The organism is Ruegeria sp. N10, assembly GCF_056531545.1.
In genome coordinates this window covers 90,597-115,954 of the sequence record NZ_JBQFLY010000003.1, presented here as the reverse complement: position 1 = coordinate 115,954, position 25,358 = coordinate 90,597, and the positions used below count along the sequence as shown (strand labels likewise).

At 57.8% G+C, this 25,358-nt stretch carries 23 protein-coding genes; 7 read left to right on the top strand and 16 right to left on the bottom strand.

Annotation, left to right across the window (positions count from 1 at the left end):
* The first annotated feature begins 10 nt into the window (after nucleotides 1-10).
* From ACR0JI_RS06100 to ACR0JI_RS06090, 3 genes are all read left to right on the top strand, one after another.
* Nucleotides 11-1,033: an aspartate-semialdehyde dehydrogenase gene (locus ACR0JI_RS06100; protein WP_480474325.1), complete on the top strand. Its 1,023-nt coding sequence runs from the start codon at nucleotides 11-13 to the stop codon at nucleotides 1,031-1,033.
* Between the two features lie 123 nt (nucleotides 1,034-1,156).
* On the top strand, nucleotides 1,157-2,788 hold the full coding sequence (locus ACR0JI_RS06095) for a DUF4139 domain-containing protein (protein WP_480493992.1): 1,632 nt from the start codon (nucleotides 1,157-1,159) through the stop codon (nucleotides 2,786-2,788).
* A gap of 217 nt (nucleotides 2,789-3,005) precedes the next feature.
* Nucleotides 3,006-3,923: an endonuclease/exonuclease/phosphatase family protein gene (locus tag ACR0JI_RS06090; RefSeq protein ID WP_480474327.1), complete on the top strand. Its 918-nt coding sequence runs from the start codon at nucleotides 3,006-3,008 to the stop codon at nucleotides 3,921-3,923.
* 63 nt (nucleotides 3,924-3,986) lie between these two features.
* Here ACR0JI_RS06090 and ACR0JI_RS06085 read toward each other — a convergent pair whose 3' ends face one another.
* Both ACR0JI_RS06085 and ACR0JI_RS06080 read right to left on the bottom strand, forming a co-directional pair.
* The gene (locus tag ACR0JI_RS06085; protein ID WP_480493993.1) at nucleotides 3,987-4,523 is read right to left on the bottom strand and encodes an SRPBCC family protein; all 537 of its coding nucleotides are present in this window, start codon (nucleotides 4,521-4,523) and stop codon (nucleotides 3,987-3,989) included.
* Nucleotides 4,524-4,620: 97 nt separating this feature from the next.
* Complete coding sequence (locus tag ACR0JI_RS06080; protein ID WP_480474329.1) at nucleotides 4,621-5,271, bottom strand: carbonic anhydrase; 651 nt, start codon at nucleotides 5,269-5,271, stop codon at nucleotides 4,621-4,623.
* A 144-nt stretch (nucleotides 5,272-5,415) separates the two neighbouring features.
* Here ACR0JI_RS06080 and ACR0JI_RS06075 point away from each other — a divergent pair, with 144 nt between their 5' ends.
* From ACR0JI_RS06075 to ACR0JI_RS06065, 3 genes are all read left to right on the top strand, one after another.
* Nucleotides 5,416-5,805, top strand: coding sequence for a hypothetical protein (locus ACR0JI_RS06075; protein ID WP_480476854.1), 390 nt, complete (start codon nucleotides 5,416-5,418; stop codon nucleotides 5,803-5,805).
* A 63-nt stretch (nucleotides 5,806-5,868) separates the two neighbouring features.
* Complete coding sequence (locus tag ACR0JI_RS06070) at nucleotides 5,869-7,251, top strand: leucyl aminopeptidase family protein (protein ID WP_480493994.1); 1,383 nt, start codon at nucleotides 5,869-5,871, stop codon at nucleotides 7,249-7,251.
* Nucleotides 7,248-7,985, top strand: coding sequence for a C40 family peptidase (locus ACR0JI_RS06065; protein WP_480474331.1), 738 nt, complete (start codon nucleotides 7,248-7,250; stop codon nucleotides 7,983-7,985). The genes ACR0JI_RS06070 and ACR0JI_RS06065 overlap by 4 nt, the downstream gene beginning before the upstream one ends.
* Here the strand turns inward: ACR0JI_RS06065 and ACR0JI_RS06060 are convergent.
* From ACR0JI_RS06060 to ACR0JI_RS05995, 14 genes are all read right to left on the bottom strand, one after another.
* Nucleotides 7,982-8,332 (bottom strand): DUF2794 domain-containing protein, encoded by a 351-nt coding sequence (locus ACR0JI_RS06060; protein ID WP_480474332.1) that lies wholly within the window; start codon nucleotides 8,330-8,332, stop codon nucleotides 7,982-7,984. The two genes, ACR0JI_RS06065 and ACR0JI_RS06060, sit on opposite strands and share 4 nt — an antisense overlap.
* A gap of 73 nt (nucleotides 8,333-8,405) precedes the next feature.
* Nucleotides 8,406-10,070: an ABC transporter permease gene (locus tag ACR0JI_RS06055; protein ID WP_480474333.1), complete on the bottom strand. Its 1,665-nt coding sequence runs from the start codon at nucleotides 10,068-10,070 to the stop codon at nucleotides 8,406-8,408.
* A gap of 122 nt (nucleotides 10,071-10,192) precedes the next feature.
* Nucleotides 10,193-11,410, bottom strand: a complete 1,218-nt coding sequence (locus tag ACR0JI_RS06050; RefSeq protein ID WP_480494049.1) for a phenylacetate--CoA ligase family protein — start codon at nucleotides 11,408-11,410, stop codon at nucleotides 10,193-10,195.
* Between the two features lie 19 nt (nucleotides 11,411-11,429).
* Complete coding sequence (locus ACR0JI_RS06045) at nucleotides 11,430-12,263, bottom strand: ABC transporter ATP-binding protein (protein WP_480482435.1); 834 nt, start codon at nucleotides 12,261-12,263, stop codon at nucleotides 11,430-11,432.
* Between the two features lie 111 nt (nucleotides 12,264-12,374).
* Entirely contained in the window at nucleotides 12,375-13,658 is a 1,284-nt protein-coding gene (locus tag ACR0JI_RS06040) for an ABC transporter substrate-binding protein (protein WP_267363927.1), read from the bottom strand.
* Nucleotides 13,659-13,732: 74 nt separating this feature from the next.
* Nucleotides 13,733-14,809 carry a branched-chain amino acid ABC transporter permease gene (locus ACR0JI_RS06035; protein WP_480482437.1) on the bottom strand — a complete coding sequence of 359 codons (1,077 nt, stop codon included), beginning with the start codon at nucleotides 14,807-14,809 and terminating at the stop codon, nucleotides 13,733-13,735.
* Nucleotides 14,810-14,812: 3 nt separating this feature from the next.
* Nucleotides 14,813-15,070 (bottom strand): hypothetical protein, encoded by a 258-nt coding sequence (locus ACR0JI_RS06030; protein WP_209506939.1) that lies wholly within the window; start codon nucleotides 15,068-15,070, stop codon nucleotides 14,813-14,815.
* A 3-nt stretch (nucleotides 15,071-15,073) separates the two neighbouring features.
* Nucleotides 15,074-16,060, bottom strand: coding sequence for a branched-chain amino acid ABC transporter permease (locus ACR0JI_RS06025; RefSeq protein WP_480474339.1), 987 nt, complete (start codon nucleotides 16,058-16,060; stop codon nucleotides 15,074-15,076).
* A gap of 29 nt (nucleotides 16,061-16,089) precedes the next feature.
* A complete protein-coding gene (locus ACR0JI_RS06020) occupies nucleotides 16,090-16,908 on the bottom strand; it encodes an ABC transporter ATP-binding protein (RefSeq protein WP_480474340.1) in 819 nt (272 codons plus the stop codon).
* A 78-nt stretch (nucleotides 16,909-16,986) separates the two neighbouring features.
* Entirely contained in the window at nucleotides 16,987-18,978 is a 1,992-nt protein-coding gene (locus tag ACR0JI_RS06015; RefSeq protein ID WP_480879395.1) for an AMP-binding protein, read from the bottom strand.
* Nucleotides 18,979-19,266: 288 nt separating this feature from the next.
* A complete protein-coding gene (locus tag ACR0JI_RS06010; protein WP_480493996.1) occupies nucleotides 19,267-19,857 on the bottom strand; it encodes a hypothetical protein in 591 nt (196 codons plus the stop codon).
* A 110-nt stretch (nucleotides 19,858-19,967) separates the two neighbouring features.
* Complete coding sequence (mutT, locus tag ACR0JI_RS06005; protein ID WP_267363933.1) at nucleotides 19,968-20,366, bottom strand: 8-oxo-dGTP diphosphatase MutT; 399 nt, start codon at nucleotides 20,364-20,366, stop codon at nucleotides 19,968-19,970.
* A complete protein-coding gene (gene argJ, locus ACR0JI_RS06000) occupies nucleotides 20,363-21,589 on the bottom strand; it encodes a bifunctional glutamate N-acetyltransferase/amino-acid acetyltransferase ArgJ (protein ID WP_480493997.1) in 1,227 nt (408 codons plus the stop codon). The genes mutT and argJ overlap by 4 nt, the downstream gene beginning before the upstream one ends.
* A gap of 5 nt (nucleotides 21,590-21,594) precedes the next feature.
* Complete coding sequence (locus ACR0JI_RS05995; RefSeq protein WP_480493998.1) at nucleotides 21,595-22,443, bottom strand: peptidylprolyl isomerase; 849 nt, start codon at nucleotides 22,441-22,443, stop codon at nucleotides 21,595-21,597.
* 177 nt (nucleotides 22,444-22,620) lie between these two features.
* Between ACR0JI_RS05995 and secA the strand changes: the two genes are divergently transcribed.
* Nucleotides 22,621-25,338 (top strand): preprotein translocase subunit SecA, encoded by a 2,718-nt coding sequence (gene secA, locus ACR0JI_RS05990; RefSeq protein WP_480493999.1) that lies wholly within the window; start codon nucleotides 22,621-22,623, stop codon nucleotides 25,336-25,338.
* Nucleotides 25,339-25,358: the final 20 nt, after the last annotated feature.

Here is a 25,358-nt window from a genome sequence, read left to right as displayed (position 1 = left end):
GAGACATGAAATGGGCTATCGCGTCGTAGTCGTCGGCGCCACGGGTAATGTGGGCCGCGAAATGCTGAACATTCTGGCTGAACGCCAGTTCCCGGTTGATGAACTTGCCGCACTGGCAAGCCGTCGCTCGCTGGGTACCGAAGTAAGCTTTGGCGACAAGACCCTTACGACCAAAGATCTGGACACGTTCGATTTCACCGGCTGGGACATGGCGCTGTTTGCCGTGGGTTCCGAGGCGACCAAAGTCTACGCTCCAAAAGCGGCGGCGGCGGGTTGCGTGGTGATTGATAACTCGTCGCTCTATCGCTATGACCCGGAGATTCCGCTGATCGTGCCGGAATGTAACCCGCAGGCGATCCACGACTACAAAAACAAGAACATAATCGCCAACCCCAACTGCTCGACCGCGCAGATGGTTGTCGCGCTGAAGCCGCTGCATGACCGCGCCAAGATCAAGCGCGTTGTTGTGTCGACCTATCAGTCGGTTTCGGGTGCCGGCAAGGAAGGTATGGATGAGCTTTGGGATCAGACCAAGGCCGTCTACAACCCAACCACCGAAGTCGCACCGAAGAAGTTCCAGAAACAGATCGCCTTCAACGTCATTCCGCAGATCGACGTCTTCATGGAAGACGGCTCGACCAAGGAAGAGTGGAAGATGGTTGTCGAGACCAAGAAGATCGTCGATCCGTCGATCAAGGTCACCGCAACCTGCGTCCGCGTTCCGGTCTTCGTCGGCCATTCCGAGGCCGTGAATATCGAGTTCGAGGAATTTCTGGACGAAGACGAAGCCCGCGATATCCTGCGCGAAGCGCCGGGCATCATGGTGATCGACAAGCGCGAAGCCGGTGGCTACGTCTCGCCCATCGAGTGCGCAGGCGACTTTGCCACATTCATCAGCCGCATCCGCCAGGATTCGACCATCGAAAACGGTCTGAACCTGTGGTGCGTCAGCGACAACCTGCGCAAGGGTGCCGCCCTGAACGCGGTTCAGATCGCCGAACTGCTGGGCCGGGAAGTCCTGAAAAAGGGCTGAGGGCTCGCGAAGCTGAAAACCCCTAAGGGTCGCCCTTTGCAGGCGGCCCTTTTTTGTGCTTGCAGTCGTCCATCCGGGCTGCAACCTTTGCGGGCATATAACACCTGATTTCCGCGAGTGATTATGAGACCCCTGATTTACCTTTTGGCCCTTACGCCCACCGTCCTGCATGCTGAAACATTTTTGATCGACACCAAAGTGCGTGAGGTCACGGTTTACCCCAGAGGAGCCGACATTATCCGCACAGGAGCCTACGAAATTCCTGCTGGCAAACATCGTTTGATCTTGCAGGGCATTCCCGCGAATGACGAAAATCAGTTGTTTTCAATACAGGTTCTGACCGAAGGCCTGACACAAACCGCGTTGCTGCGACGCTTTGAAAACCTCCCGGTACAGGACCGCAAAAGCGAAGCTGTAATGCAGGCCGAGGATCGGATCGAAGCAATAGAAGATCAGATCACTGCTGTCACTGACAAGGCGAAAGCCACCCGTCTACGCGCCGAGGCTGCACGCCAATCCTTATTGTTTCTTGGTCAATTGGGACAGAATGAAGGTCTGCCTGCCGACCCAAACACGCTGCGTGAGATCACCCGCATGATTGCCGAGGAATCTCTGCGCGCCGAGCAAGAAGCCCAAACGGCTGAAATCGAAGCCCGAGGTGTCGAGCGGCAACTGGAACAGCTGGAAGAAGATTTGTTGATTGCTCAAGCTGATCTGGCTGCACTGATCCCCGAAGCTGATGACCATGTTTTCGTTGCCGTCGACGTGACCGCCGAAACAGCAACAAAAGGTGCTTTGACCGTGTCGTACATCGACTCCTATGCCGCAGAATGGTCGCCGGGATACGAGTTTCATTTGGCAACAGGCGACGCGCCCACAGTTCGGATCGACCGCAACCTCCTGATCACGCAGGACACCGGTGAAAACTGGCGCGATGTTACGATGCATGTGTCGACCATTGCCCCAACTGGACAGAACGCTGCATCATGGCTGCCTTCATTACGACATTGGATACGCGAAACACCGCCACCGCAACCAGAACGGGGAAATTTCGGGAAATTGGCAGAAGCGGTTGTCGAGGCACCTGTTGTGGTGGAAGAGACATCCATTGGCACGATACTGACCTCGTCAGTAGAAGGCACCGGCATCACTTACACTTTGCCAAATCTCATCTCGGTTTCCACTGGTTATGAGATTACCGAGGTCGCATTGGACGCAATCACCCAATCTGCCGAGGTTTTTGCGCTTGGCGTGCCCTGGCGCGATGACACGGCGTATCGGACCGCTCGGTTCACCAACCCAATGGATCAGAGGCTTCTGGAGTCTGCTGCCGCACGGTGGTTTGTAGATGATGTTCTGGTTGCTGCCGGAGACTCGCAGGAAATTGGCCCTCGGGAAGAAATCGAGATGGGGTTTGGCCCAATCCATGGTCTGACACTTTCCCGACAGATCCTGAACCGCAGCAGCGGTGACACCGGGATTATTTCGCGGTCCAATCAACGGGTCGAACAGGCTGAAATCAGTATTGAAAACCTGACGGACCAAACCTGGCCACTGCGCCTCTTGGACCGGGTTCCATATTCCGAGCAGGACGATCTGGAAATCACGTGGAACGCCAATCCGCGCCCAAATGAAGAGAATGTGGACAACCAACGCGGAATTCTGGTTTGGGAGATGGATATTGCCCCCGATCAAAAGGCAAACATCACCTTGAACCTTGAATTGAATTGGCCTGAGGGGATGGACCTGAAGTAGTTTCCAAAGACGCTCGGCTTTTGCCGTCTATTTCATCAGCCGCACCCATCAAGGCACCGACTGGACCCCAAGCAACGGCAGAGCGCTGACGGCAATCCAAATTGCCGACCAGTTGACAAATTCAGGCTTGCTTGCCAGCTAAACACAGACCTGAACGCGACGGATGGGCCAGAACAGACAACAGGTGGTGCCCTGCACAGGGCATCAGAGGCATAGTATGGGAATTTCGACCAAACGCAGAATTGGAAGATACCTGATCATAGGATGTGCAGGCATTCTGGTCGGGCTTATCCTCATCGGGTTTACCGGGCAATTCCTGGCGGTCGGAGACTCCTTTGCTCTTTTCCGCCCGCAAGCCGGCGTTCTGCTTTTGCCGTGTGCCGCGATCCTGCTGTATATGCGCGCCAGATACCTTGCATTGGTGACCCTGGCCTTTGCCGCTGTTGCTGTCGGATCAATCGCAACCAGTTTCGCTGCCCCGCCCAAGGCCTGCGACGGCCCGTGTCTGACGCTATATCAAAAGAACCTCATGAGCCGGGCATGGCCGCGGTATTCGCTGGCCGACGACATCATTGCATCCGATGCCCATATCGTGACGTTGCAGGAAGTCTCAAGTCACAACCGCGAATACATGAGCAACCTGTTCGAGCATTACCCCGAAAAGGTGATCTGTGAGTTTCGTCCCGAACAAAACGTTGCCATCCTGACAACTCTTCCGATTGTCGAAGGTTCCGGGTTCTGCCTGAAAGGTCATGGTCTTGTCGGAATACAAGTCGAAGCCCCGGACGGGTCTTTGGTCTGGATCGTATCGATCCACCTGAGCTGGCCTTTTCCTTTCGACCAATCAACCCAAAGCCGGATCATTGCAGAACGCATCGCAGGTCTGGATGGCCCGGTTCTGATTGCCGGGGATTTCAACATGGTTCCATGGGGCGCAAGCGTCCGGCGGATCGCAGCGGCAGCCGACAACCAGAGTTTTGGGGCTGTCCTGAATACGCATAATCTTGGCAGCTGGCACCTACCCTTGCCAATCGACAACCTTTTGTTCCCAAAAGGAACAACCGGAACAGTCGAACTGCGCCCCTTCATGGGATCCGACCACTTCGGCAAATTCGCGCGGTTTCGTTTGGATTGATCCGCGAGGTCCCCGCTGCCTTGGTGGGCAAACCAGAACGCATGTTGCGATCTCAAGAAGGGTCTAGGTGTTATTTTCGATCAGCACTTTCAGATTATTCAACCCGCGCTCGTAATCGCCGCCAACCCATTTATCCATCATCAACCCCATCCAGCGGGACATGGGATTGAGCCCCAGATCGGATTCGAACCCCCAAGTCACGATGGTTGCGTCACCATCGGGTTTCAGTGTGAACGAAGCCGAGGCCGTGCCCATCTGCCCAAAGTCCAGATCTGTTTTGACCAGTTGATTTTCCACGCTTTCGACGATTTCCTGCGTACCGCTGCCAACCTGTGCGTGATCCGAGCTCCAGTTCAACTTGTTGCCGACACCTTCATCGGGGCCACTGTAGCTTAGTTTCGTCTCCGGATCGCGTGACAGCCAGGGGGACCATTTCTCGGTCGCTTGCATGGAATTCACAAACGGAAAGATCACTGCGGCCGGGGCGTCGATGGTGATGCTGCGGGACACTTCCGCCTTGCCGGGCAATACGTAAGAGACTGCGACGAACAGTACAACAAGAAGGCACAACCCTGCGAGAATTCGTTTAAGCATCTTCATAGCAAGCTCCAAATTCAAACGTCATGAGTGGAGAATACGAAATAACGGCTCTGAATCAGAGCCGTATTCCGCATCATTTATTCACTTTGAACTGTCGTCAGACCGGAACGAATTTCTTCTGTATGGGATCGTAACTCTCTAACCCGCCAGCGCCGATATCGGTCCACAACCCGTGCAGGCTCAGGGTGCCCTGTTCGACCGCTGACGAGATAAACGGGAACGTCATCAGGTTTTCAAGCGACGCGACAACCGATTGACGTTCCAGCTGTCGGGCTTGTTCGAGGCTGTCTTCGATATCAGCGACAAGTTCGAATTTTGGTTTCAGAATGTCCATCCAGCGACCGACAAAGCTTTCTTTTGCGTCCAGTTGCGGCGCCTGACCCTTGCACATGTCGATACAGCCCTGAACGCCACCGCATTGCGAATGGCCAAGAACCATCAGATGCGCAACCTTGAGAGAAGTGACGGCGTACTCGATTGCTGCGCTGGTACCGTGATGATCGCCGTCCGGCGCATAGGGAGGCACCAGATTGGCGATATTGCGGTGGATAAAGAAATCGCCCTGATCCGCACCAAACATCGAAGTCACATGGACCCGGCTGTCGCAGCAGGAGATCACCATCGCCCGGGGCCGCTGCCCTTCATCTGCCAGCCGCTTGAACCAGACCTGGTTTTCCGAATACGTGGTCGCTTTCCAGCCGTGATACCGCGTGACCAGATAGCTCGGCAAAGGTTTGGCAAATTCCATTACGGTGTCCCCGTTCTTGTCGCTGATCGATCCTCTAAACCGAATTCTAGGAAAATTCGAGCAATTATCCGATTTCTCTGCAAGGTTTTGCAAAGGAATTTGCCACCAGTATCAAACCTGCGCCGTGGGGGCGTCAGAATTAGGGTGAATGTGGTGGAAAAAATAATCACGCTTGAACACAAGGAATCCGTCCGTCTGGATTCGGATCAATTAAGTGGCCTTTACCGTCAACTGGGCGACAAGAACGCGCTGGATGTGCTGTGCCGCACCATCGAAGAACTGGCAGTGCGCCTGTCGAACTGCGAACGCTTTTGGCGTCAGCGCGAGTGGGCCGACCTGCGCAAATGCGCAAGGTCGCTGGTTGCGATTTCCGAACAGGTCGGGATGACGGTTCTGGCCAGGGTTGCAGGTGACGTAGCGCAGGCCGTCGATGCCGGTGACGCGGTAGCAGCGGGCGCGACGCTGGGACGTCTGATCCGCGTTGGTGAGCGGTCGTTGACAGCCGTCTGGGACCAACAGGACCTTTCCGTCTGACAGGGGTTGCGGGCAGATTATGCGCGGCTAGTCTGTGCACAGAAACAATCTGCCGAGGCGCCCATGACTCTGTCCTTCGCCCCATCCTCTGACCCTTCCGTACCGCTTCATGTGATCGCGCAGCCGGATTTGGACGGCTGGCTTCTGGATCAGACTGAGCGCGTGCAGTCCTGGGTCGCAGCAAACGGGTTTTCCGGCGCTCTGGGGCAGGCCCTGCTTGTGCCGGCAACGAACGGCGCAATTGAATTCGCGCTGGCTGGTTACGGAACCGAAGAAAAACGTGCGCGCAAACGGTTCCCCCTTGCCGCAGCGGCCATAGCACTGCCGGAAGGCACTTACGGCATTGCTTCGGGCATTCCTGCGGATCTTTTGGAGATGGAGTGTCTTGGCTGGCTGATGACTGGCTATGTCTTCGATCGATACGCGTCCCAGACCGGAGGGTCAGCGGCATTGATTGCACCTGATGGCATCAACGCCGCCCGTATCGAGGCCATGGCAAATGCCGAGGCTCTGACGCGCGATCTGGTCAACACGCCCACTTCGGACATGGGACCGGATCAGTTGCAGCAAGCGGTCGAGGTTCTGGCGAATGAGTTCGGCGCGTCTTGCAAGGTGATCACCGGCCATGCGCTGCTGGATCAGAATTTTCCCATGATTCACACGGTGGGACGGGCCGCGGCGCAGGCCCCCCGGCTGATCGAGTTGAACTGGGGCACCAGTGGCCCCAGACTGACACTAGTGGGCAAAGGTGTATGTTTCGACACCGGCGGGCTGAATTTGAAACCGGGCGCTTCCATGGGCCTGATGAAAAAAGACATGGGCGGCGCGGCCAATGTGCTGGGACTGGCCCGGATGATCATGGCGCTGGACCTTCCCCTGCAACTGCGGATTCTGATCCCGGCCGTTGAAAACGCAGTCTCAGGCAATGCCTTTCGCCCCGGTGATATCCTGACGTCACGCAAGGGCCTGACCGTTGAAATCAACAACACCGATGCCGAAGGGCGTCTGGTTCTGGCTGATGCGCTGACTTTGGCGGATGAAGGGAATCCCGATCTGGTGATCTCGATGGCGACGCTGACCGGTGCGGCGCGCGTGGCCGTGGGCCCTGATCTGGCACCGTTCTACACCGACGACGAAAGCTGCGCGCTGGCCTTGGCACAAGCGGCCAAAACGTCTGCCGATCCGGTCTGGAGAATGCCGTTTCACACACCCTACGAGGCGATGATCGAACCCGGCATTGCCGATCTGGACAATGCCCCCTCAGGCGGGTTTGCCGGGTCTATCACCGCCGCGCTGTTTCTGCGCCGGTTCGTAGGGTCTAGCCGCTATATCCATTTTGACATTTACGCATGGCAACCCAGCAATGAACCCGGCCGCACAAAAGGCGGTCTGGGTCAGGGATCACGCGCGGTGCTGTCGGCCTTACCGGAGGTATTGGGATTATGACCAAGCGCCGCGTATCCAAACCGGTCGTCGACCTGTTGCGTGCTCCTGACGGGCCGCGTGATCGTCAATTGCTGCTGGGGGACACAGTTCACGTCAAAGAAAACCACGGCGGGTGGAGCAGGATCGTCGCAGAAAAAGACGGATATGCTGGTTGGCTGGAAACAGACCACCTGTCCGAGGATATACCTGCAACGCATTGGATCAATGCGCCCGCAACACATGCATACTTGACCCCTGATATCAAAAGCCGCGATCTCGTGTCTCTGAGTTTCGGAAGTAAAATCCACGCGACTGCCGAAACAGATCGGTTTGTGCAGACCGAATTGGGTTTTGTCCCAAAGGTTCACATGGCCCCTATTGCAGAAAAACCGCACGATCCGGTTGCCGTGGCCGAGTTGTTCCTGGGTACGCCCTATCTGTGGGGCGGCAACAGCCGGTTCGGCATCGATTGTTCAGGGCTTGTTCAGGCCGCGTTGCTGGCCTGCGGTATTCCCTGCCCCGGCGATAGCGGCGATCAGGAACAAGCCTTGGGCGCTGCCCTGTCAGCTGGAACACCTGCGCAGCGCGGGGATTTGCTGTTCTGGAAAGGTCACGTGGCCTGGGTTTCGGGCGACAACATGATTTTGCATGCGAACGCCAGCCATATGGCGGTTGTGTACGAGCTGATGGACCGGGCGATCCAGCGCATTCAGGATCAGGGCGACGGGCCTGTTACAGCGCGAAAAAGGCTCTAATCCGGGTTTACGGCCCGGATGAGCTTGCGTTCCAGCACCCGCAGGACGGCTCGCAGATCGTGGCCGCGTTTCAGGATGCGGCCATCCATACCGATGACAGAGTACATCCCCTGCCGGGATTTCAGGCGCGGGTGCTTTTCGACGCGGTAGATCGGGTGCTCAGCAGTGCGCCGGAAGATCGAGAACACCGCCATGTCGCGCAGGTTTGAGATACCATAGTCCCGCCACTCTCCGGCGGCGACCATCCGTCCATAAACGGACAGGATTTGCGACATCTCGTGCCGGTCAAAGGCCACGGGCATCTGCGCTGCGCTTGCCGAAAACCGGTTGGGAGGCTGCATGTTCATACCGCCAGCCTTGCCGGAAATTATGTTTGAATCAAGCCTGATGCGCGGTTGTCCGGCATTTACAACACAAGTGTTACCGCCGACCAACCTGACGGCAGATCAGGATTACCGGCAGCAGGCCGACCGCCAGAATGACCAGTGAGGGCACGGCGGCACCCTCAAGCCTCTCATCCGAGGCAAGCCTGTATGCCTGTACGGCCAGTGTGTCGAAGTTGAACGGGCGCATGATCAGGGTGGCAGGCAATTCCTTCATTACGTCCACAAAGACGATCAACAGCGCAGTCAGCAGCGACGGTGTCAGAATGGGCAGGTGAACGCGCCGCAATGTTCCCAGCGGTGTTTGCCCCAACGACCGGGCCGCGGCATCCATATTGGCATGAACCGTGCTTTGCCCCCCCTCATATGCGCTGAGCGCGGCAGCAAGGAATCGCACCATGTAAGCGGCGACCAGCAGCCAGATTGAACCTGTAACCAACAACCCAGTTGACACATCGAATGTCTGCCGCATCCAGGCATCCAGCGCGTTGTCAAAGCTGGCGAAAGGTACAATCAAGCCGACTGCGATGACGCCACCGGGCACGGCATATCCCAGCCGCGCCATGTAGGCCGTCGCAGACGACGCGCGCCCGGGTCTCAGACGCTGAAAGAACCCGACACAGATCGCCGCAAAGACAGTGACAACCGCGGCCGTGCCGGCAAGGGTCAGCGAGTTTTGGATGAAACTGATATAGCGCCGCGACAGCAGGTTCTGTTCCGATTCCAAACCCATCTCGACCAGTATGATAACGGGCAGCAGGAACCCGAAGATAACAGGTATGGTACATAACAAGAATGCCGCGACGGCGCGAAGACCGGTCAGATCTTCCGCCGGTTGGGCAGCATGTTTCTTTCCGGCCTGATAGTATTTTGCCTTACCGCGTTGGGTGCGCTCGGCCACAGCCATGATCAGTGCAAAGACAAGCAGGCACCACGCCAGCTGCGCCGCCGCCGCTCGGTCGGCCATGGAAAACCAGCTGGTGTAGATCCCGGTCGCAAAGGTCTGCACACCAAAATACGACACGGTTCCGAAATCGGCGATGGTTTCCATGATGGCCAGAAGCACACCACCGGCGATTGCCGGGCGCGCCATCGGCAGCGACACGCGCCGAAACGCCAGCCATGGGTTGTTGCCCAGCGCCCGCGCCGCCAGAAACGCCGTAGCACTTTGTTGCAGGAACGCAGCCCGTGCCAGAAGGTAGACATAGGGGTACAGCACCAGAATCAGCATTACTGCAGCGCCCCCGGTCGAGCGGATTTCAGGGAACCAGTAGTCGCGCGGCCCCCAACCCGTTACATCCCGCAAGGTGCTTTGAACGATACCCGGGTGATCCAGAATAAAGGTGTACGCATAGGCGAGCACATACGCCGGAAAGGCCAACGGCAAGACCAGCGCGATCTCAAGGATCCTGACACCGGGAAAGCGGGTCATCGTCACCAACCAGGCAGCGCCCGTGCCGATACTGAACGTACCCGCCGCAACCAGCACCACAAGGATCAGGGTCGTCACGGTATAGCCGGGCAACACCGTGTCCATCAGGTGCGAGATCGTATCTGTTCCGCCGGTCACCGCTGCCAAGACCACGGCCACCATGGGCAGCAGGCACGCGGCAGCCACAAGATAGGCGACAGCGGCCAACAGCCGTGTGCCGCGTACACCGCGATTGCGTGATCCGTTTTCTGAATAGTCGATCTGGGCCATCATCCCGGCTTTTGATTGGCAAAGGCTTAGGGTCTGCCTTTAATCGACCAAAATGCTCGGAAACACCAGTGCGTCGGTCAACAAATCTGCGACACAAACTGCCGCAGACCTGATTTTCACTGCTATTCGTAGACGCGTTGATCCTCAATCACCAGCCCGTCTTTGGGCAGCGAGCCGGGGGCGACGACTTCGATTGCGCCTTTCAGTTTCAGCACTTCGGCCACCGATCTGGCATATGCCGTATCATCCCCGCCTGTGCTTTCGATCTGGACAGTCATCGAATCCATCTCGCCCTGACGGGTGGCGATGACGCGGGCCTTGACGATTTCTTCATGCTTGTCGACCAACGCGGCAACCTGTTCCGGTCGCACGAACATACCTTTGATCTTGGTTGTCTGATCTGCACGCCCCATCCAACCCTTGATCCGGGTGTTCGTGCGACCGCAAGGAGAAATTCCCGGCATCACGGCGGACAGGTCGCCCGTCGCAAAGCGGATCAGCGGGTAATCGGGGTTGAGTGAGGTTACCACGACCTCACCCACCTCACCCGGCGCCACCGGAGTTCCGGTTCCCGGTGTAACAATCTCGACAATCACGTGCTCGTCGATGATCATCCCGTCGATCGCGGCGCTTTCATAAGCAATATTGCCCAGATCCGCTGTCGCGTAACATTGCAGGCACGAGATACCCCGATCGGCATATTCCTGTCGCAAAGACGGGAACAAAGCGCCTCCGCCAACGGCGGCTTTCGAGAAATGCAGTGAAACGCCCATCTCGTCCGCTTTGTCCAGAATGACTTTCAGGTAATCCGGCGTGCCTGCATAGGCCGTACAGCCAAGGTCGCGGGCGGCAGTCACCTGCAACTCGGTTTGTCCGGTTCCTGCGGGCAGAACAGCCGCGCCAACAGCGCGTGCGCCGTTTTCAAAAATCATACCGGCCGGGGTCAGGTGATACCCAAAACAGTTCTGGACGATGTCCCCTGCGCCAACACCCGCAGCATTCAGGAAACGGCCCATGCGCCACCAGTCGTGATCAGTGCTGCCCGGCTCATAGATCGGTCCGGGTGACTGGAACACATGATGGAAATGCCGCGCCGGTTTTACCGTAAATCCGCCAAACGGGGGGCGTTTGGCTTGTGCTCGGGTCAGATCCGATTTCCGCAGAACGGGCAATGTTGGCAAATCATCTGCTGACATTACATTATTAGTGTCTGATTCTGACAAATGCGACGCAAATCCAGGGGCTGACATCGCGCGTTTAATCTGCTCCACTAGTGCCCTGGCCTGATCCGAGGCGCGTTCGTCTGTCGAGCGTGTTTCGAGTGCGTCGAAATAGGTCATCGCCATATCCTCCATCCGCTCACAGCCACCTTTTGCGACGACGATAGGACCGCACATCGCGAAAGCTTTTGCGGCCCTCATCGGACATACCCAGGTAGAACTCTTTCACATCCGGGTTTTCGCGCAGGTCGGCTGCCGGGCCATCCATCACGACACGCCCGGATTCAAGAATGTAACCATAATGTGCAAAGCGCAGGGCGACGTTGGTGTTCTGCTCTGCCAGCAGAAAGGACACGCCCTCTTTTTCGTTGAGGTCCTTCACGATACTGAAAATCTCTTCGACCAGCTGCGGAGCAAGACCCATTGAGGGTTCGTCCAGCAAAATCGTCTCGGGCCGCGACATCAAGGCCCGCCCCATGGCAACCATCTGTTGTTCCCCACCCGAAGTATAGCCTGCCTGCGACCGGCGGCGTTCCTTGAGCCGGGGAAAATATGCGTAAACCATCTCAAGATCCCGCTGGACCGCAGCCGCCCCGTCTTTGCGGGTGTAGGCGCCGGTCAGCAAGTTTTCTTCGACGGTCAGGTGCTCGAAACAGTGGCGGCCTTCCATCACCTGAATGACACCCTTTTCAACCAGATCGGCCGGATCGCTTTCATGCACGTTCTGACCGCGATACTTGATCGAACCTTTGGTGACTTCTCCGCGTTCGGAATGCAGCAGGTTCGATACGGCCTTGAGCGTGGTTGTCTTGCCCGCGCCATTGCCGCCCAGCAACGCTGTGATGCCGCCCTTTGGAACGCTCAGGCTGACGCCTTTCAACACGAGGATCACGTGGTTGTAGATCACCTCGATATTATTGACCTCAAGCAGGGTTTCCGCCTGCACGTCAGTGGTTTGTGCCGCATCCAGCATCAGCGCGTTTCCTCATGCCTGCCCGTTCCGGGGCTGTTCGTGAGGAGCGGCAGGTGACCCGCCGCTCCGGTTGTCTGAACGCCAAGGATCACATCCGTGGCGCAACATGCCTTACTCGCAACGTGGCGAGATGCTGTTTTCGGTTGCGTAGGCACCGGAATCTTCTTCGATCAACGCGCCGATAACTTCGGCATCTGTCGGTTTGAAGTCCTGTACGGGGTTCCAGGCGCCAGTCGCCGCATCCCACTGAACAACACCGACAAGGCCGGGGCCGCCGTGGTTTTCGCAGGAGACCGAGAATTCAGGGCCGAACCCGGACATGCCAAGCGCTTCCATCTTGGCGTTGGTCATTTCCAGTGCTTCCATGCCGTCGCGCATCATCGACGCGTCGATATCAGCGGTTCCGTGCATTGCCTGCGCCGTTTTCACAGCCTCGGCTGCCAGCATGGCGGCGTAAAGACCACGGTTGTACTGAACTGTACCCAGCTGATCGCCGGCACCCGCAGCCTTGCCCGAGTCAACGACGTACTTTTTCAGGTCGTCATAGACAGGATAGTCCATGCCAAGGCCGGTAAAGGTCAGCGCCTTGTAACCGGTCGCTTTTTCGCCAGCAGGCTGAACGTCGAATTCCGCGCCAGACCACCAGACACCGATGAAGTTTTCCATCGGGAAACGGATGTTGGCCGCTTCCTGAACCGCAACCTGGTTCATGACGCCCCAGCCCCACATGATGACATAGTCAGGCTTTTCGCGGCGAATTTGCAGCCATTGCGACTTCTGCTCCTGGCCCGGGTGATCTACCGGCAGCAAGGACAGCTCATACCCATGCTTTTCAGCCAGAGTTTCCAGCGTCCGGATCGGTTCCTTGCCGTAAGCAGAGTTGTGATAGACCAGCGCAATCTTCTTGCCGCTCAGGTCACCGCCATTTTCATCCAGCAGATAGTTGATCGCACCGGACGCACCGTTCCAGTAGTTGGCCGGATAGTTGAACACATGGCTGAACACTTTGCCGTTCGCGGCCGAGGTCCGGCCATACCCCATCGTGTGCAACGGAATGCCGTCCGCGGTCACTTTGGGGATCAGCTGATAGGTGATACCGGTCGACAGCGGCTGATACACCAGCGCGCCTTCACCTTTGGTGGATTCATAGCATTCCACGCCTTTTTCGGTGTTATACCCGGTTTCGCATTCGATCACGTTTGCTGGTACACCGCCAATGCCACCGTCCCGCTCGTTCAGCAGCGTGAAATAGTCGGCGTAACCGTCCGCGAATGGAATACCACCGGCCGCATAGGGCCCGGTTCGATAGCTGAGCGACGGGAACACAAGATCCGCCATCGCGGGTCCTGCCGCCATCAGAGCGCTCAGCGCCACGGTTGCCAGTTTCTTGTTCATCGGGTGTCTCCTCCCTTGATTGATCCGATATTGAGTTCGGGCTTGATCACCCGTCTTTATGATTGGGCCAGCCCTCAGTGCGGGAACGGCCAGAGTCTGAGTTTCTCTTTCGCCACGCGCCACAACTGGGCCAGACCGTGGGGTTCCAGGATCAGGAACATGATGATCAGCGCGCCCACGATCACGAGCTGAAGATGGGCAACGATATCGGTCGGCCAACCCAGAAGATCGACGCCAACCAGTTTGAGCAAAACCGGCAGCAGCACCAAAAACGCCGCCCCGGCAAAAGACCCGAAAATCGAGCCTAACCCGCCGATAATCACCATGAACAGCACCAGAAACGACTTCTGGATGCCGAATGCTTCGCCCACCTCGACCGCGCCAAGATAGACGGCAAAGAACAACGCCCCGGCGATGCCCACAAAGAACGAGCTGACAGCGAAAGCGCTGATCTTGGCTTTCAACGGGTTCACCCCGATGATTTCGGCGGCGATATCCATGTCGCGGATCGCCATCCATGTCCGCCCGGTCGTGCCGCGGGTCAGGTTGCGCGCAATGATGGCGCTGAAGGTCAGGAAGATCAGGCAGAACAGGTATGTCGCCCAGGCCGGGGCGTTCGGGCCCGAGATGATAATGCCGAACACGTCACGTTCCGGTGCGTTGATCTGGCCCGAGGCCGAGTAGTTGTAGAACCACGGCACCCGGTTGAAGAGCCAGACCAGAAAGAACTGTGCCGCAAGCGTGGCCACCGCCAGATAGAACCCCTTGATCCGCAGGGAAGGCAGGCCAAACAAAACGCCTACAATCGCGGTAATGCCACCAGCCAGCAGGACATGAATGAACATGCTGACGTCTGGAAATGCGGTCATCAACTTGTAGCAGGCATAAGCACCCACCGCCATGAAGCCGCCTGTACCAAGGCTAACCTGCCCGCAATAGCCCACGAGTATGTTCAACCCAATCGCCGCGATGGCATAGATCAGAAAGGGCAGCAGCAGGGCGTTTGCCCAATAGTCGTTGATGATGAACGGAATGATCCCGAATGCCACCGCCAGAACGACATAGTACCGGTACCGGTCGAACTTGATCGGGAAAGTCTGGCTGTCATCCACGTAGGAGGTTTTGAAATCTCCGGCCTCACGATAGAACATCTGTTACTTTCCCCATTCTTCCTGCGCCCGGTTCCGGGTCGCGGCGTCCAGCTGGCTGGACCCTTTGGCATATCCGCTCGCCTCAGAGGCGCGCACCAGTTTCAGGTAGGCCAGAACACCCATGATCAGACCGGCAAAGGCCAGGATCGCGGCAATCGTCAGCTGACTGTCTGTCAGGTCATTCGAGGTCAGCGCGATATATCCAAAGGCCCAGAACCCCGCCCATGCGATCACGTTGATGATGGCGATGAGTTTGGTCATGCGTTACACCCTCTCGATGATCTTCTCGCCGAACAGACCCTGTGGTCTAAACACCAGAAAGATCAGCGCCAGCACATAGGCGAACCAGTTCTCGGTCGCGCCGCCGACCAGCGGGCCAATCGAGAATTCGAACAGCTTCTCGCCCACACCGATGATCAGACCGCCGACGATCGCACCGGGGATCGAGGTGAACCCGCCCAGCATCAACACAGGCAGCGCCTTGAGCGCGATCAGCGACAGCGAGAACTGCACGCCCGATTTGGTGCCCCACATGATCCCCGCGACCAGCGCCACGAACCCGGCCACCGACCAAACCATGACCCAGATAAAGTTGAGCGAGATCCCGACCGAAAGTGCCGCCTGATGGTCATCCGCCACAGCGCGCATGGCCCGCCCCTGCTTTGTGTACTGGCTGAAGGCCACCAGCGCCGCCACCAGAAGCGCCGCGATCACGGTTGCCACGATGTCGAGGTTGTCGATGAAGAAACCATAGCCGAAGATGTTAAAGGTGACCTCGTCAATCCACAGGTTGATGCCCTGCGGCAGACCCACATCCAGCGTCTTGATCTCGGATCCCCACATCAGGTCGGCCACGCCTTCAAGGAAATAGGCCAGACCGATCGTGGCCATGAACAGGATGATCGGCTCCTGCCCAACCAGATGCCGCATGACAAAGCGCTGCACACACCACGCCAGCAGAACCATCACGCCCATTGTCAGGATGATCGCCAGCAGGGCGGGGATGGTCCAACCGAAGTTGTAGACATGAGTGCCGAAGGTCGCGTTGATCAAATGCGCGAAAGGCACCTGCCCGTTCATGATCCCGACCAGTGTCATCGCCGCAAACAGGGCCATAACCCCTTGCGCGTAATTGAAAATCCCGGATGCTTTGTAGATCAGCACAAAGCCCAGCGCGACCAGCGCATAAAGCACCCCGGCCATCAGACCGTTAAGGATGACCTCCGTGGCAAAGATTAACTGCTCAGGCATATGTGCCTCCCCGGATATCTGCTTTGGTCTCAGTCATGGCTGACTCCCAGATAGGCGTCGATGACTTCCTGATTGTTGCGCACCTCGTCGGGCGTGCCGTCACCAATCTTCTTGCCGTAATCCATCACGACCACGCGGTCGCTCAGGTCCATCACCACGCCCATATCGTGTTCGATCAGGGCGATGGTGGTGCCGAATTCGTCATTCACGTCGAGGATAAAGCGGCTCATGTCCTCTTTCTCTTCAACGTTCATGCCCGCCATCGGTTCATCCAGCAGCAAGAGCTTTGGTTCTGCCGCCAGAGCACGCGCAAGTTCCACCCGCTTTTTCAACCCGTATGGAAGGCGCGACACGGGCGTTTTTCGGATGTGCTGGATTTCAAGGAAATCGATAATCTTCTCGACCGCCTCACGGTTTTCAACCTCTTCCGCCTCGGCCTTTCCCTTCCACCAAGCCTGCTGGAGGATGTTGGTCTGCATGAAATTCAAACGCCCTGTCATGACGTTGTCCAAAACGCTCATCCCCTCGAACAGGGCGATGTTCTGGAACGTCCGCGCGATCCCCTGCTGCGCCACCTCAAAGGGCCGCATCGCTGGGCGTTTTGATCCGTGGAACCAGACCTCGCCCTCCTGCGGGACATAGAACCCCGAGATGACGTTCAGCATCGATGATTTTCCGGCCCCATTCGGCCCGATGATGGCGCGAATCTCACCCTCGCGAATATCGAACGAGATATCCTTGATCGCCACGACGCCGCCAAAGCGCAGAGTGATGTTCTTCATCTCCATCACCACGCCGCCGATCTTGCGACCGTCTTCGGTGACATATCCTTCGGCGTTATCCAGCATCAGTCACTCCCTGACTTGCGCAAAAACGGGATGGCGGACAGGGCGATGGCCGCAGGTCGCGCGGTGCTGTGGCGGCCCTCATTCCGCTGCCACCTTGTGCTGCGCAACCGGTACAACCGGCGCGTCCACGATTTTCAGCGTTGCGCTAATCGATCCCTTGCGCCCATCCTCATAGGTCACTTCGGTCGTGGTCGAGACGCTTTCGGATCCGTCGTAAAGCGCCGCAATGATGTCGTGGAACTTCTCTTCGACAAACCCGCGCCGAACTTTCCGGGTGCGGGTCATCTCACCGTCATCAGCATCCAGTTCCTTGTGCAGCACCACAAAGCGATGCACCTGGCAACCGGACAGCATTTCATCAGCTGCTACCGATTTGTTGACCTCTTCCACATGCGCCTTGATCGTCTCTAACACACGCGGATGGCCCGCCAGTTCCTGATAGGACGCATAGGCCACGTTGTTGCGTTCCGCCCAGTTGCCGACCGCTGTCAGGTCAATATTGATGAAGGCCACACAGCGATCCTTGCCGTTTCCGAACAGAACGACCTCGAGAATATCGGGGTAGAACTTCAGCTTGTTCTCGACATATTTCGGCGCGAACATGGACCCGTCGGCCATTTTGCCCACGTCCTTGGCCCGGTCGATGATCCGCAGATGGCCCGAGCTTTCCTCGATGAACCCGGCATCACCCGTTGCCACCCAGCCTTCGGCATCTTTGGTCGATGCCGTGGAATCCGGGTTGTTGTAATATTCGACAAACACGCCGGGCGAGCGGTAATGGATCTCGCCCTTGTCGTCGATCCTGATCTCGACATCCGGCGCGGGCACGCCAACCGTGTCGGCCCGAACCTCGCCATCCGGCTGTACGGTGATGAACACGGTTGCTTCGGTCTGGCCATAAAGCTGTTTCAGGTTGATGCCCAAAGATCTATAGAAATCAAAGATTTCCGGTCCGATCGCTTCACCCGCTGTATAGCCAACCCGGAACCGGCCATAACCCAGCGTATCCTTGAGCGGCCCGTAGACCAACAGGTTACCCAGCGCGTATTTCATCCGGTCGCCAAAGCCGACGGGTTTGCCATCCAGCAACTTGCCACCCACTTTTTTGGCATGCGCCATGAAGTGATGGAACATGCGCTGCTTCAGCTTGCTCGCATCCTCCATCCGGATCATCACATTGGTTAGCTGGCTTTCAAACACGCGTGGTGGGGCGAAGAAATAGGTCGGCCCGATTTCGCGCAGGTCGGTCATCATCGTGTCGGCGCTTTCCGGGCAGTTCACGCAGAACCCGCACCAATAGGCCTGACCGATGGAAAAGATGAAATCCCCGACCCATGCCATTGGAAGATAGGAAAGGATATCTTCATCGCGGGTCAAATGGTCGAAGATCGCTGAATTCTTGGCGCTTTCGATCACGTTGCGGTTCGACAGAACCACCCCCTTGGGCTTGCCCGTTGTGCCCGAGGTATAAAGCATGACGCAGGTGTCGTTATAGGTGATCTCAGAGATGCGCTTGTCCAGCTCTGCATCAAACCGCTGATGTCCTGCCTGACCTTCGGCCATGAGGTCTTCCAGCGCGTTCATCTGGCTGTGGTCGTATTTCCGCATCCCCCGCTTGTCGGTATAGAGGATGTGCTTGATCTGGTGCACTTTTTCCTGAATCTCGATGACCTTGTCGACCTGTTCCTGATCACCGCAGACGACATATTTCGCGCCGCAATGCTCCATCACATAGGTCATCTCTTCGGCGACTGCGTCCTGATACAGAGGCACCGGAACTGCACCGACCATCTGTGCCGCGACCATGGTCCAGTAATGTGCTGGCCGGTTGCGTCCGATCACGGCAATGTGGTCACCGCGCTCAACGCCAATTTCAAGAAATCCAAGGGCGAGCGCGCGAATTTCCTTGGCCGCTTCAGCCCAGGTCCAGCATTGCCAGATCCCAAATTCTTTTTCCCGATAGGCCGGGGCATCCCCGAACTGGGTCGCGTTGCGGTGTAGAAGCGCCGGAAGGGAGTGCAACCCTTCGGCGCCCGACTGCGTCTGAGCCAATCTTTTTCTCCTCCCCATCCGGCCTCCTCAAAGCCGGAAATGGCGGATCCGGGAAAGCCCCCGGATGCCAGTGCCCCGATTTGGGACACCCGCACGATCAGCGTCAACTTTTTCCTGATGTTTTCTCAATTCTTACGAATTGTAACAGGTGCAGAAGGGTGATGTTACGTTTTGTACAATATGTACAAATGCAGACTGTTACGAGGAACCCGTTCGTCCCACGCAATTACCGTACCAAACAGGTCCTGTGTGCAGCAGGGACGCCGGACCGGCAAACAGAATTCGACCTTCGGCAGGTTGGCGCGGTTACTGATACTTAGCTTTTAATGCTGCTTTTTTAAAACGACCAACAGATGTTGAGCGCAACGTGTACAGCAACCCCAAAAGTTTCGTGTTCAAGGGCATTGTCTTATCGCGGTAAACGAGACTTGCCTCATAGGGCTTGTTGGCGTCGCAAAGTTCAATGATTTCACCTGCGGCCAAAACCATCTCTTCCATCAGGGTTTCTGCGGCTACTGCCTTGCTTGCCTCATCCTCGGAAATTGTTTTGTCTCTTTGGGACTTTCGCCGGAAATCCACAATGGCAGCGGGCACGTATTCAGTGACCCGATTTCTGAATCGCGTCATGTCAGAGCCATTGGCCTGAGTGCCGTCCGATTTGGTGTAGGAGTTGTAATCACCGTATAGGGCCAGGATCGTGCTCGTCTGGTGAAACAAAAGATCTTGCCGTGCAAAATCGAGTTCGACATAGCGATCAATTCGGGCCTGCTCTTCGATCATGACCGATACTGCAGTCTTCGCATCATCTGCTTTGGCACTATGAACCGCCAAAACAAATAAGGCCAAAATCAAAACAATCCTGGACACCCAAAGCTTTCCAACTCGACTTGCAATCATAACGAGGTACTCCTTCACCATTGAGAAAGCACTCGAACACTACCACAAATCGGCAAATAAATCCGCCAAGCCGAAATTCGGGCCGTTTGCGCCTGACGCCTTTTGAGCCCCTACAACCAATCCCGCAGGATCGGGATCAGGGGCACATCCGCGGCCGGCATGGGGTAATTGCGCAGGTCATTTGCGCGGACCCATTTCAGCGCCTGCCCCTCTTTCGACTGTGGGATGCCCTGCCATTTGCGGCAGGCGAACAGAGGCATCAGCAGGTGGAAATCATCATAGCTGTGGCTGGCGAAGGTCAGGGGGGCAAGGCACGAGGCCCAGGTGTCGATGCCCAGTTCCTCGTGCAATTCGCGGATCAGGGCGGCCTCGGGGGTTTCGCCGGGCTCGATCTTGCCGCCGGGAAACTCCCAAAGACCGGCCATGGATTTGCCCTCGGGGCGTTGGGCCAACAGCACCCGGCCCTCGATGTCGATCAGGGCGACAGCAGAGACCAACACGGTTTTCACGAGCGGTAATCCGCGTTGATCTCGATATATCCGTGCGTCAGATCGCAGGTCCAGACGGTGGAATTGCCTTCGCCCAGGCCCAGATCAACGGCGATGACCAGATCCTGACCTTTCATATAAGCGGCAGCTGCGTCTTCGCTGTAATCGGGGCTGACCCAGCCTTTTTCGGCCACAAGGATGTCGCCGAAGGAAATGCTCAGCAGGTCGCGGTCCGCCGCGGCACCGGATTTACCGATGGCCATGACGATACGACCCCAGTTCGGGTCTTCGCCCGCGATGGCGGTTTTGACCAGCGGAGAGTTGGCGATGGCAAGGCCGTGGATCTTGGCGTCAGCGTCTGTTGCGGCCCCTTTTACGCGGATTTCGACGAATTTCGTGGCACCTTCGCCATCGCGCACCACTTGCTGGGCCAGATCCAGCATCACGGCTTCCAACGCCTCGGCGAAAGCCGCGTTGCCGGTGGCGTCCACACCCGAAGCGCCGGTGGCGCACAGCAGCAGGCTGTCCGAGGTGGATGTATCGCTGTCCACGGTGATGCAGTTGAACGTCCGGTCTGTCTGCGCGCTCAGCATCGCCTGCAACGCTGATTGTTCGACCTGCGCGTCGGTGAAGATATAGACCAGCATCGTCGCCATATCTGGCGCAATCATGCCCGAACCCTTTGCAATCCCCGCAATAGAGACTGTTTTGCCATCAATTTCGACCTGCGCCACGGCCCCTTTCGGGAAGGTGTCCGTGGTCATGATCGCGCGTGCGGCGTCTTCGATCGCGTGACGGCTGAGACCCGCCTTCAGCGTTTCAAGCTTGGCAATGATGCGGTCATGAGCCAGCGGCTCACCAATCACGCCGGTGGAGGAGGTAAAGACCCGCTCGACCGGAACACCAGTCGCCTTCGAGACGGCCTGCGTCACCTCGGCCACCGAGGTCTGACCATAATGCCCGGTAAAGGCATTGGCATTGCCCGAGTTCACCAGGATCGCCGCCGGGCCATCACTGGGCCCGCCGATCTTGTCCTGACAATCCAGAACCGGTGCCGCCCGTGTGGCTGAACGGGTAAAGACCCCGGCCACAGATGTGCCCGGGTCCAGCACGGCCAGCATGACATCGGTGCGGCCCTGATATCGAACGCCCGCCGCGACGGTGGCGAACCGCACACCGTCAATTGCAGGCAAATCAGGGAAGGACGCTGGCGCCAGCGGCGAAACCTTGGTGATCTTGGCCACGGGGGTTACTCCTGAATCAGGTCCAGCTGGCGCAGAACTTCGGATCCGGCACCTTCCAGAGCGGGGCGGTCGATCTGCGCCTGCTGTGTCAGTTCATCGATGCGCGCCTGAATGGCGTTCTGCTGAACGGTCTGTGCAAGCTCTTCGCGCACGGCATCCAGCGCGGGCGCTTCGGTTTTGCGCTTGTCGTTCAGCTTGACCACATGCCAGCCGAACTGCGTCTGAACCGGGTCGGACACCTGCCCTTTTTCGAGCGCGACCACGGCTGTTTCGAATTCCGGTACCATCTGGCCCTTGCCGAACCAGCCCAGCGAGCCGCCATTGGGGCCGGACGGACCGGTGGAGTGCTCGCGCGCGAGTTCGGCGAAATCGGCGCCGTCATCAAGCTGCGCCTTGAGGTCGTTGGCCTGTTCTTCGGTCTCGACCAGAATGTGGCTGGCATCGAATTCGTCCTCACCCGCGAAATCGTTGTACTGCGCGTCGTAGGCTGCCTGAATGGCCTCATCCGTGACAACGGTATCGGTCAGGGCTGTGACGGTCTGAACCGCCAGAAGTGAGCGTTCTTCATTTTTCAGCCGCAGCGTGTTCAGTTTGTTCAGCCCATCCTGCTGTTGCCCCAGCAGTTGCTGCTGGATCAGCTGTTCCAGTACGAAGTCGAACAATACGTCATCTTCGGCCTGCTGGTACTGCGGCGGCAAGGCGGCAACGGTTGCGATCACGTGACCCAAAGTGATCTCATCCCCGTTCACACGCGCCACCACGGTGGATGCATCCGGCTGGGTTTCGGCGGCCAGCGGCAAGGCCATCATGGCGGTCAGAGCCAGCGATGGCAGAATAGTGAGGCCTTTGGGCATTGAATCATCCTATTTCCTTGCCGCGGCAGGGCGCAGCGTTGACACTCTGGAACCTGCCGCTTACATCGCTTTGAAGCCTTGGACAGGGCCGCCTTTCACCCCACGTATCTATGGGTTGCGCGCAAGGTGGGCAAGCCTGTCAAAAACCAAGACAAGAACAGATCCGCTGGAGTGAACATGCTGGGACTCGGAACGCTCGCCAAAAAGGTGTTCGGAACACCGAACGACCGCAAGATCAAGGCGACCCGCCCCCTGATCGAAAAGATCAACGCGCTGGAACCCGAGTTCGAGAAGCTGTCCGATCAGGACCTGATCGACAAGACAGAAGACCTGCGCAAACGCGCGCTGGATGGCGAAAGCCTTGACGATCTGCTGCCCGAAGCCTTTGCCAACGTGCGCGAAGGTGCCCGCCGCGCGCTGGGGCTGCGCGCCTTTGACGTACAGCTGATGGGCGGTGTGTTCCTGCATCAGGGCAACATCTCGGAAATGAAGACGGGTGAGGGCAAGACACTGGTCGCGACCTTCCCGGCGTATCTGAACGCGCTGACCGGCAAGGGCGTGCATGTGGTCACGGTGAACGAATACCTGGCCAAGCGCGACGCGGAATGGATGGGCAAGGTGTTTGCTGCCGTGGGCATGACCACCGGCGTGATCTGGTCGGGCCAGCCCGATGCAGAGAAACTGGCCGCCTATAAATGCGACATCACCTATGCCACCAACAACGAGCTGGGTTTTGACTATCTGCGCGACAATATGAAGGCCGATCTGGAGCAGGTTTACCAGAAGCACCACAATTTCGCGATTGTGGACGAGGTCGATTCGATCCTGATCGACGAGGCGCGGACGCCGCTGATCATCTCGGGCCCGGCACAGGACCGCTCGAACCTGTATACCGCCATCGATGCGCTGATCCCGAGCCTGACCGACGAACACTACACGTTGGACGAAAAGGCCCGCAACGTGACCTTCACGGATGAGGGCAACGAGTTTCTGGAGCAGCAGCTGTTGGCTGCCGGTTTGATTCCCGAAGGCCATTCGCTGTATGACCCGGAAAGCACGACCGTTGTGCATCACGTGAATCAGGGTCTGCGCGCGCACAAGCTGTTCCAGCGCGACAAGGATTACATCGTGCGCGACGGCAATGTCGTTCTGATCGACGAGTTTACCGGCCGCATGATGCCGGGCCGCCGCCTGTCCGAGGGTCTGCACCAGGCCATCGAAGCCAAGGAAAACGTGCAGATTCAACCCGAGAACGTGACGCTGGCCAGCGTGACCTTCCAGAACTATTTCCGCCTTTACGACAAGCTGGGCGGCATGACCGGGACCGCCCTGACCGAGGCCGAGGAATTTGCCGAGATTTACGGCCTGGGCGTGGTCGAGGTTCCGACCAACAAGCCGATTGCCCGTGTGGACGAGGACGATCAGGTCTATCGCACCGCCATGGAAAAATACGGCGCGATGATCGAAGAAACCAAGAAGGCGCAGGAAACGGGCCAGCCGGTCCTGCTGGGCACGACCTCGATCGAGAAATCGGAACTGCTGAGCCAGATGCTAACCAAGGAAGGCATCGCGCATAATGTTCTGAACGCCCGCCAGCACGAGCAGGAGGCGCAGATCGTTGCCGATGCCGGCCGTCTGGGCGCGGTGACCATCGCCACCAACATGGCCGGTCGCGGTACAGACATTCAGCTGGGCGGCAATGTCGAAATGAAGGTGCTGCAAGCGATGGCGGACAACCCCGAGGCTGATCCGTCAGACCTGCGTGCCGCAGAAGAAGCACGCCACGCGGAAGAAAAAGAAAAGGTTCTGGCCGCAGGAGGCCTTTATGTGATGGCGTCCGAACGCCACGAAAGTCGCCGCATCGACAACCAGCTGCGCGGCCGTTCGGGCCGTCAGGGCGATCCGGGCCGTACCGTGTTCTACCTGAGCCTTGAAGACGACCTGATGCGCATCTTTGGCTCGGAACGGCTGGACAAGGTGCTGACCACGCTGGGCATGAAAGAAGGCGAGGCAATCATTCACCCCTGGGTGAACAAGTCGCTGGAACGCGCGCAGTCCAAGGTCGAGGGCCGCAACTTCGACATGCGCAAGAACGTTCTGAAATTCGACGACGTGATGAACGATCAGCGCAAGGTGATCTTTAGCCAGCGCCGCGAAATCATGTCGGCCAATGACCTGTCCGAGATCGTCTCGGATATGCGCGAGCAGGTGATTGACGATCTCATTGACGAATACATGCCGCCGAAATCCTATGCGGATCAGTGGGATACAGACGGTCTGCATGCGGCGATCAAGGACAAGCTGACCATCGACGCCCCGGTTCAGGACTGGGCTGCCGAAGAAGGCGTGGATGACGAGCAAGTGCGGGAGCGCTTGGTTAAGGCCGCAGATGAGATGATGGCCCAGAAGGCGGTCGCCTTTGGTCCCGAAAACATGCGCAACATCGAAAAGCAGGTGCTGTTGCAGACCATCGATACCAAATGGCGCGAGCATCTGCTGACGCTGGAACATCTGCGCTCGGTCGTGGGTTTCCGCGGCTATGCCCAGCGCGATCCGCTGAACGAATACAAAAACGAAAGCTTCCAGCTGTTCGAAACCATGCTGGACGGTTTGCGGGAAACCGTGACACAGCAATTGTCGCGCGTGCGGCCACTGACCGAAGAAGAGCAGAAGGAAATGCTGGCGCAGATGGCGGCGCAACAGGCGCAGGCACAACAGGCCGTGGACAAAGCCGCAAGCCAAGCCGAGGCCAAGGCCGAAGCGGCGGCATCAGGCGATGCCCTGCCGGGGTTTGATGAGGGCGATCCGTCAACCTGGGGTAACCCGTCGCGAAACGACCTGTGCCCCTGCGGATCCGGAAAGAAGTTCAAACACTGCCACGGCAGATTGACCTAACGTTAACACCCTTTCATCAC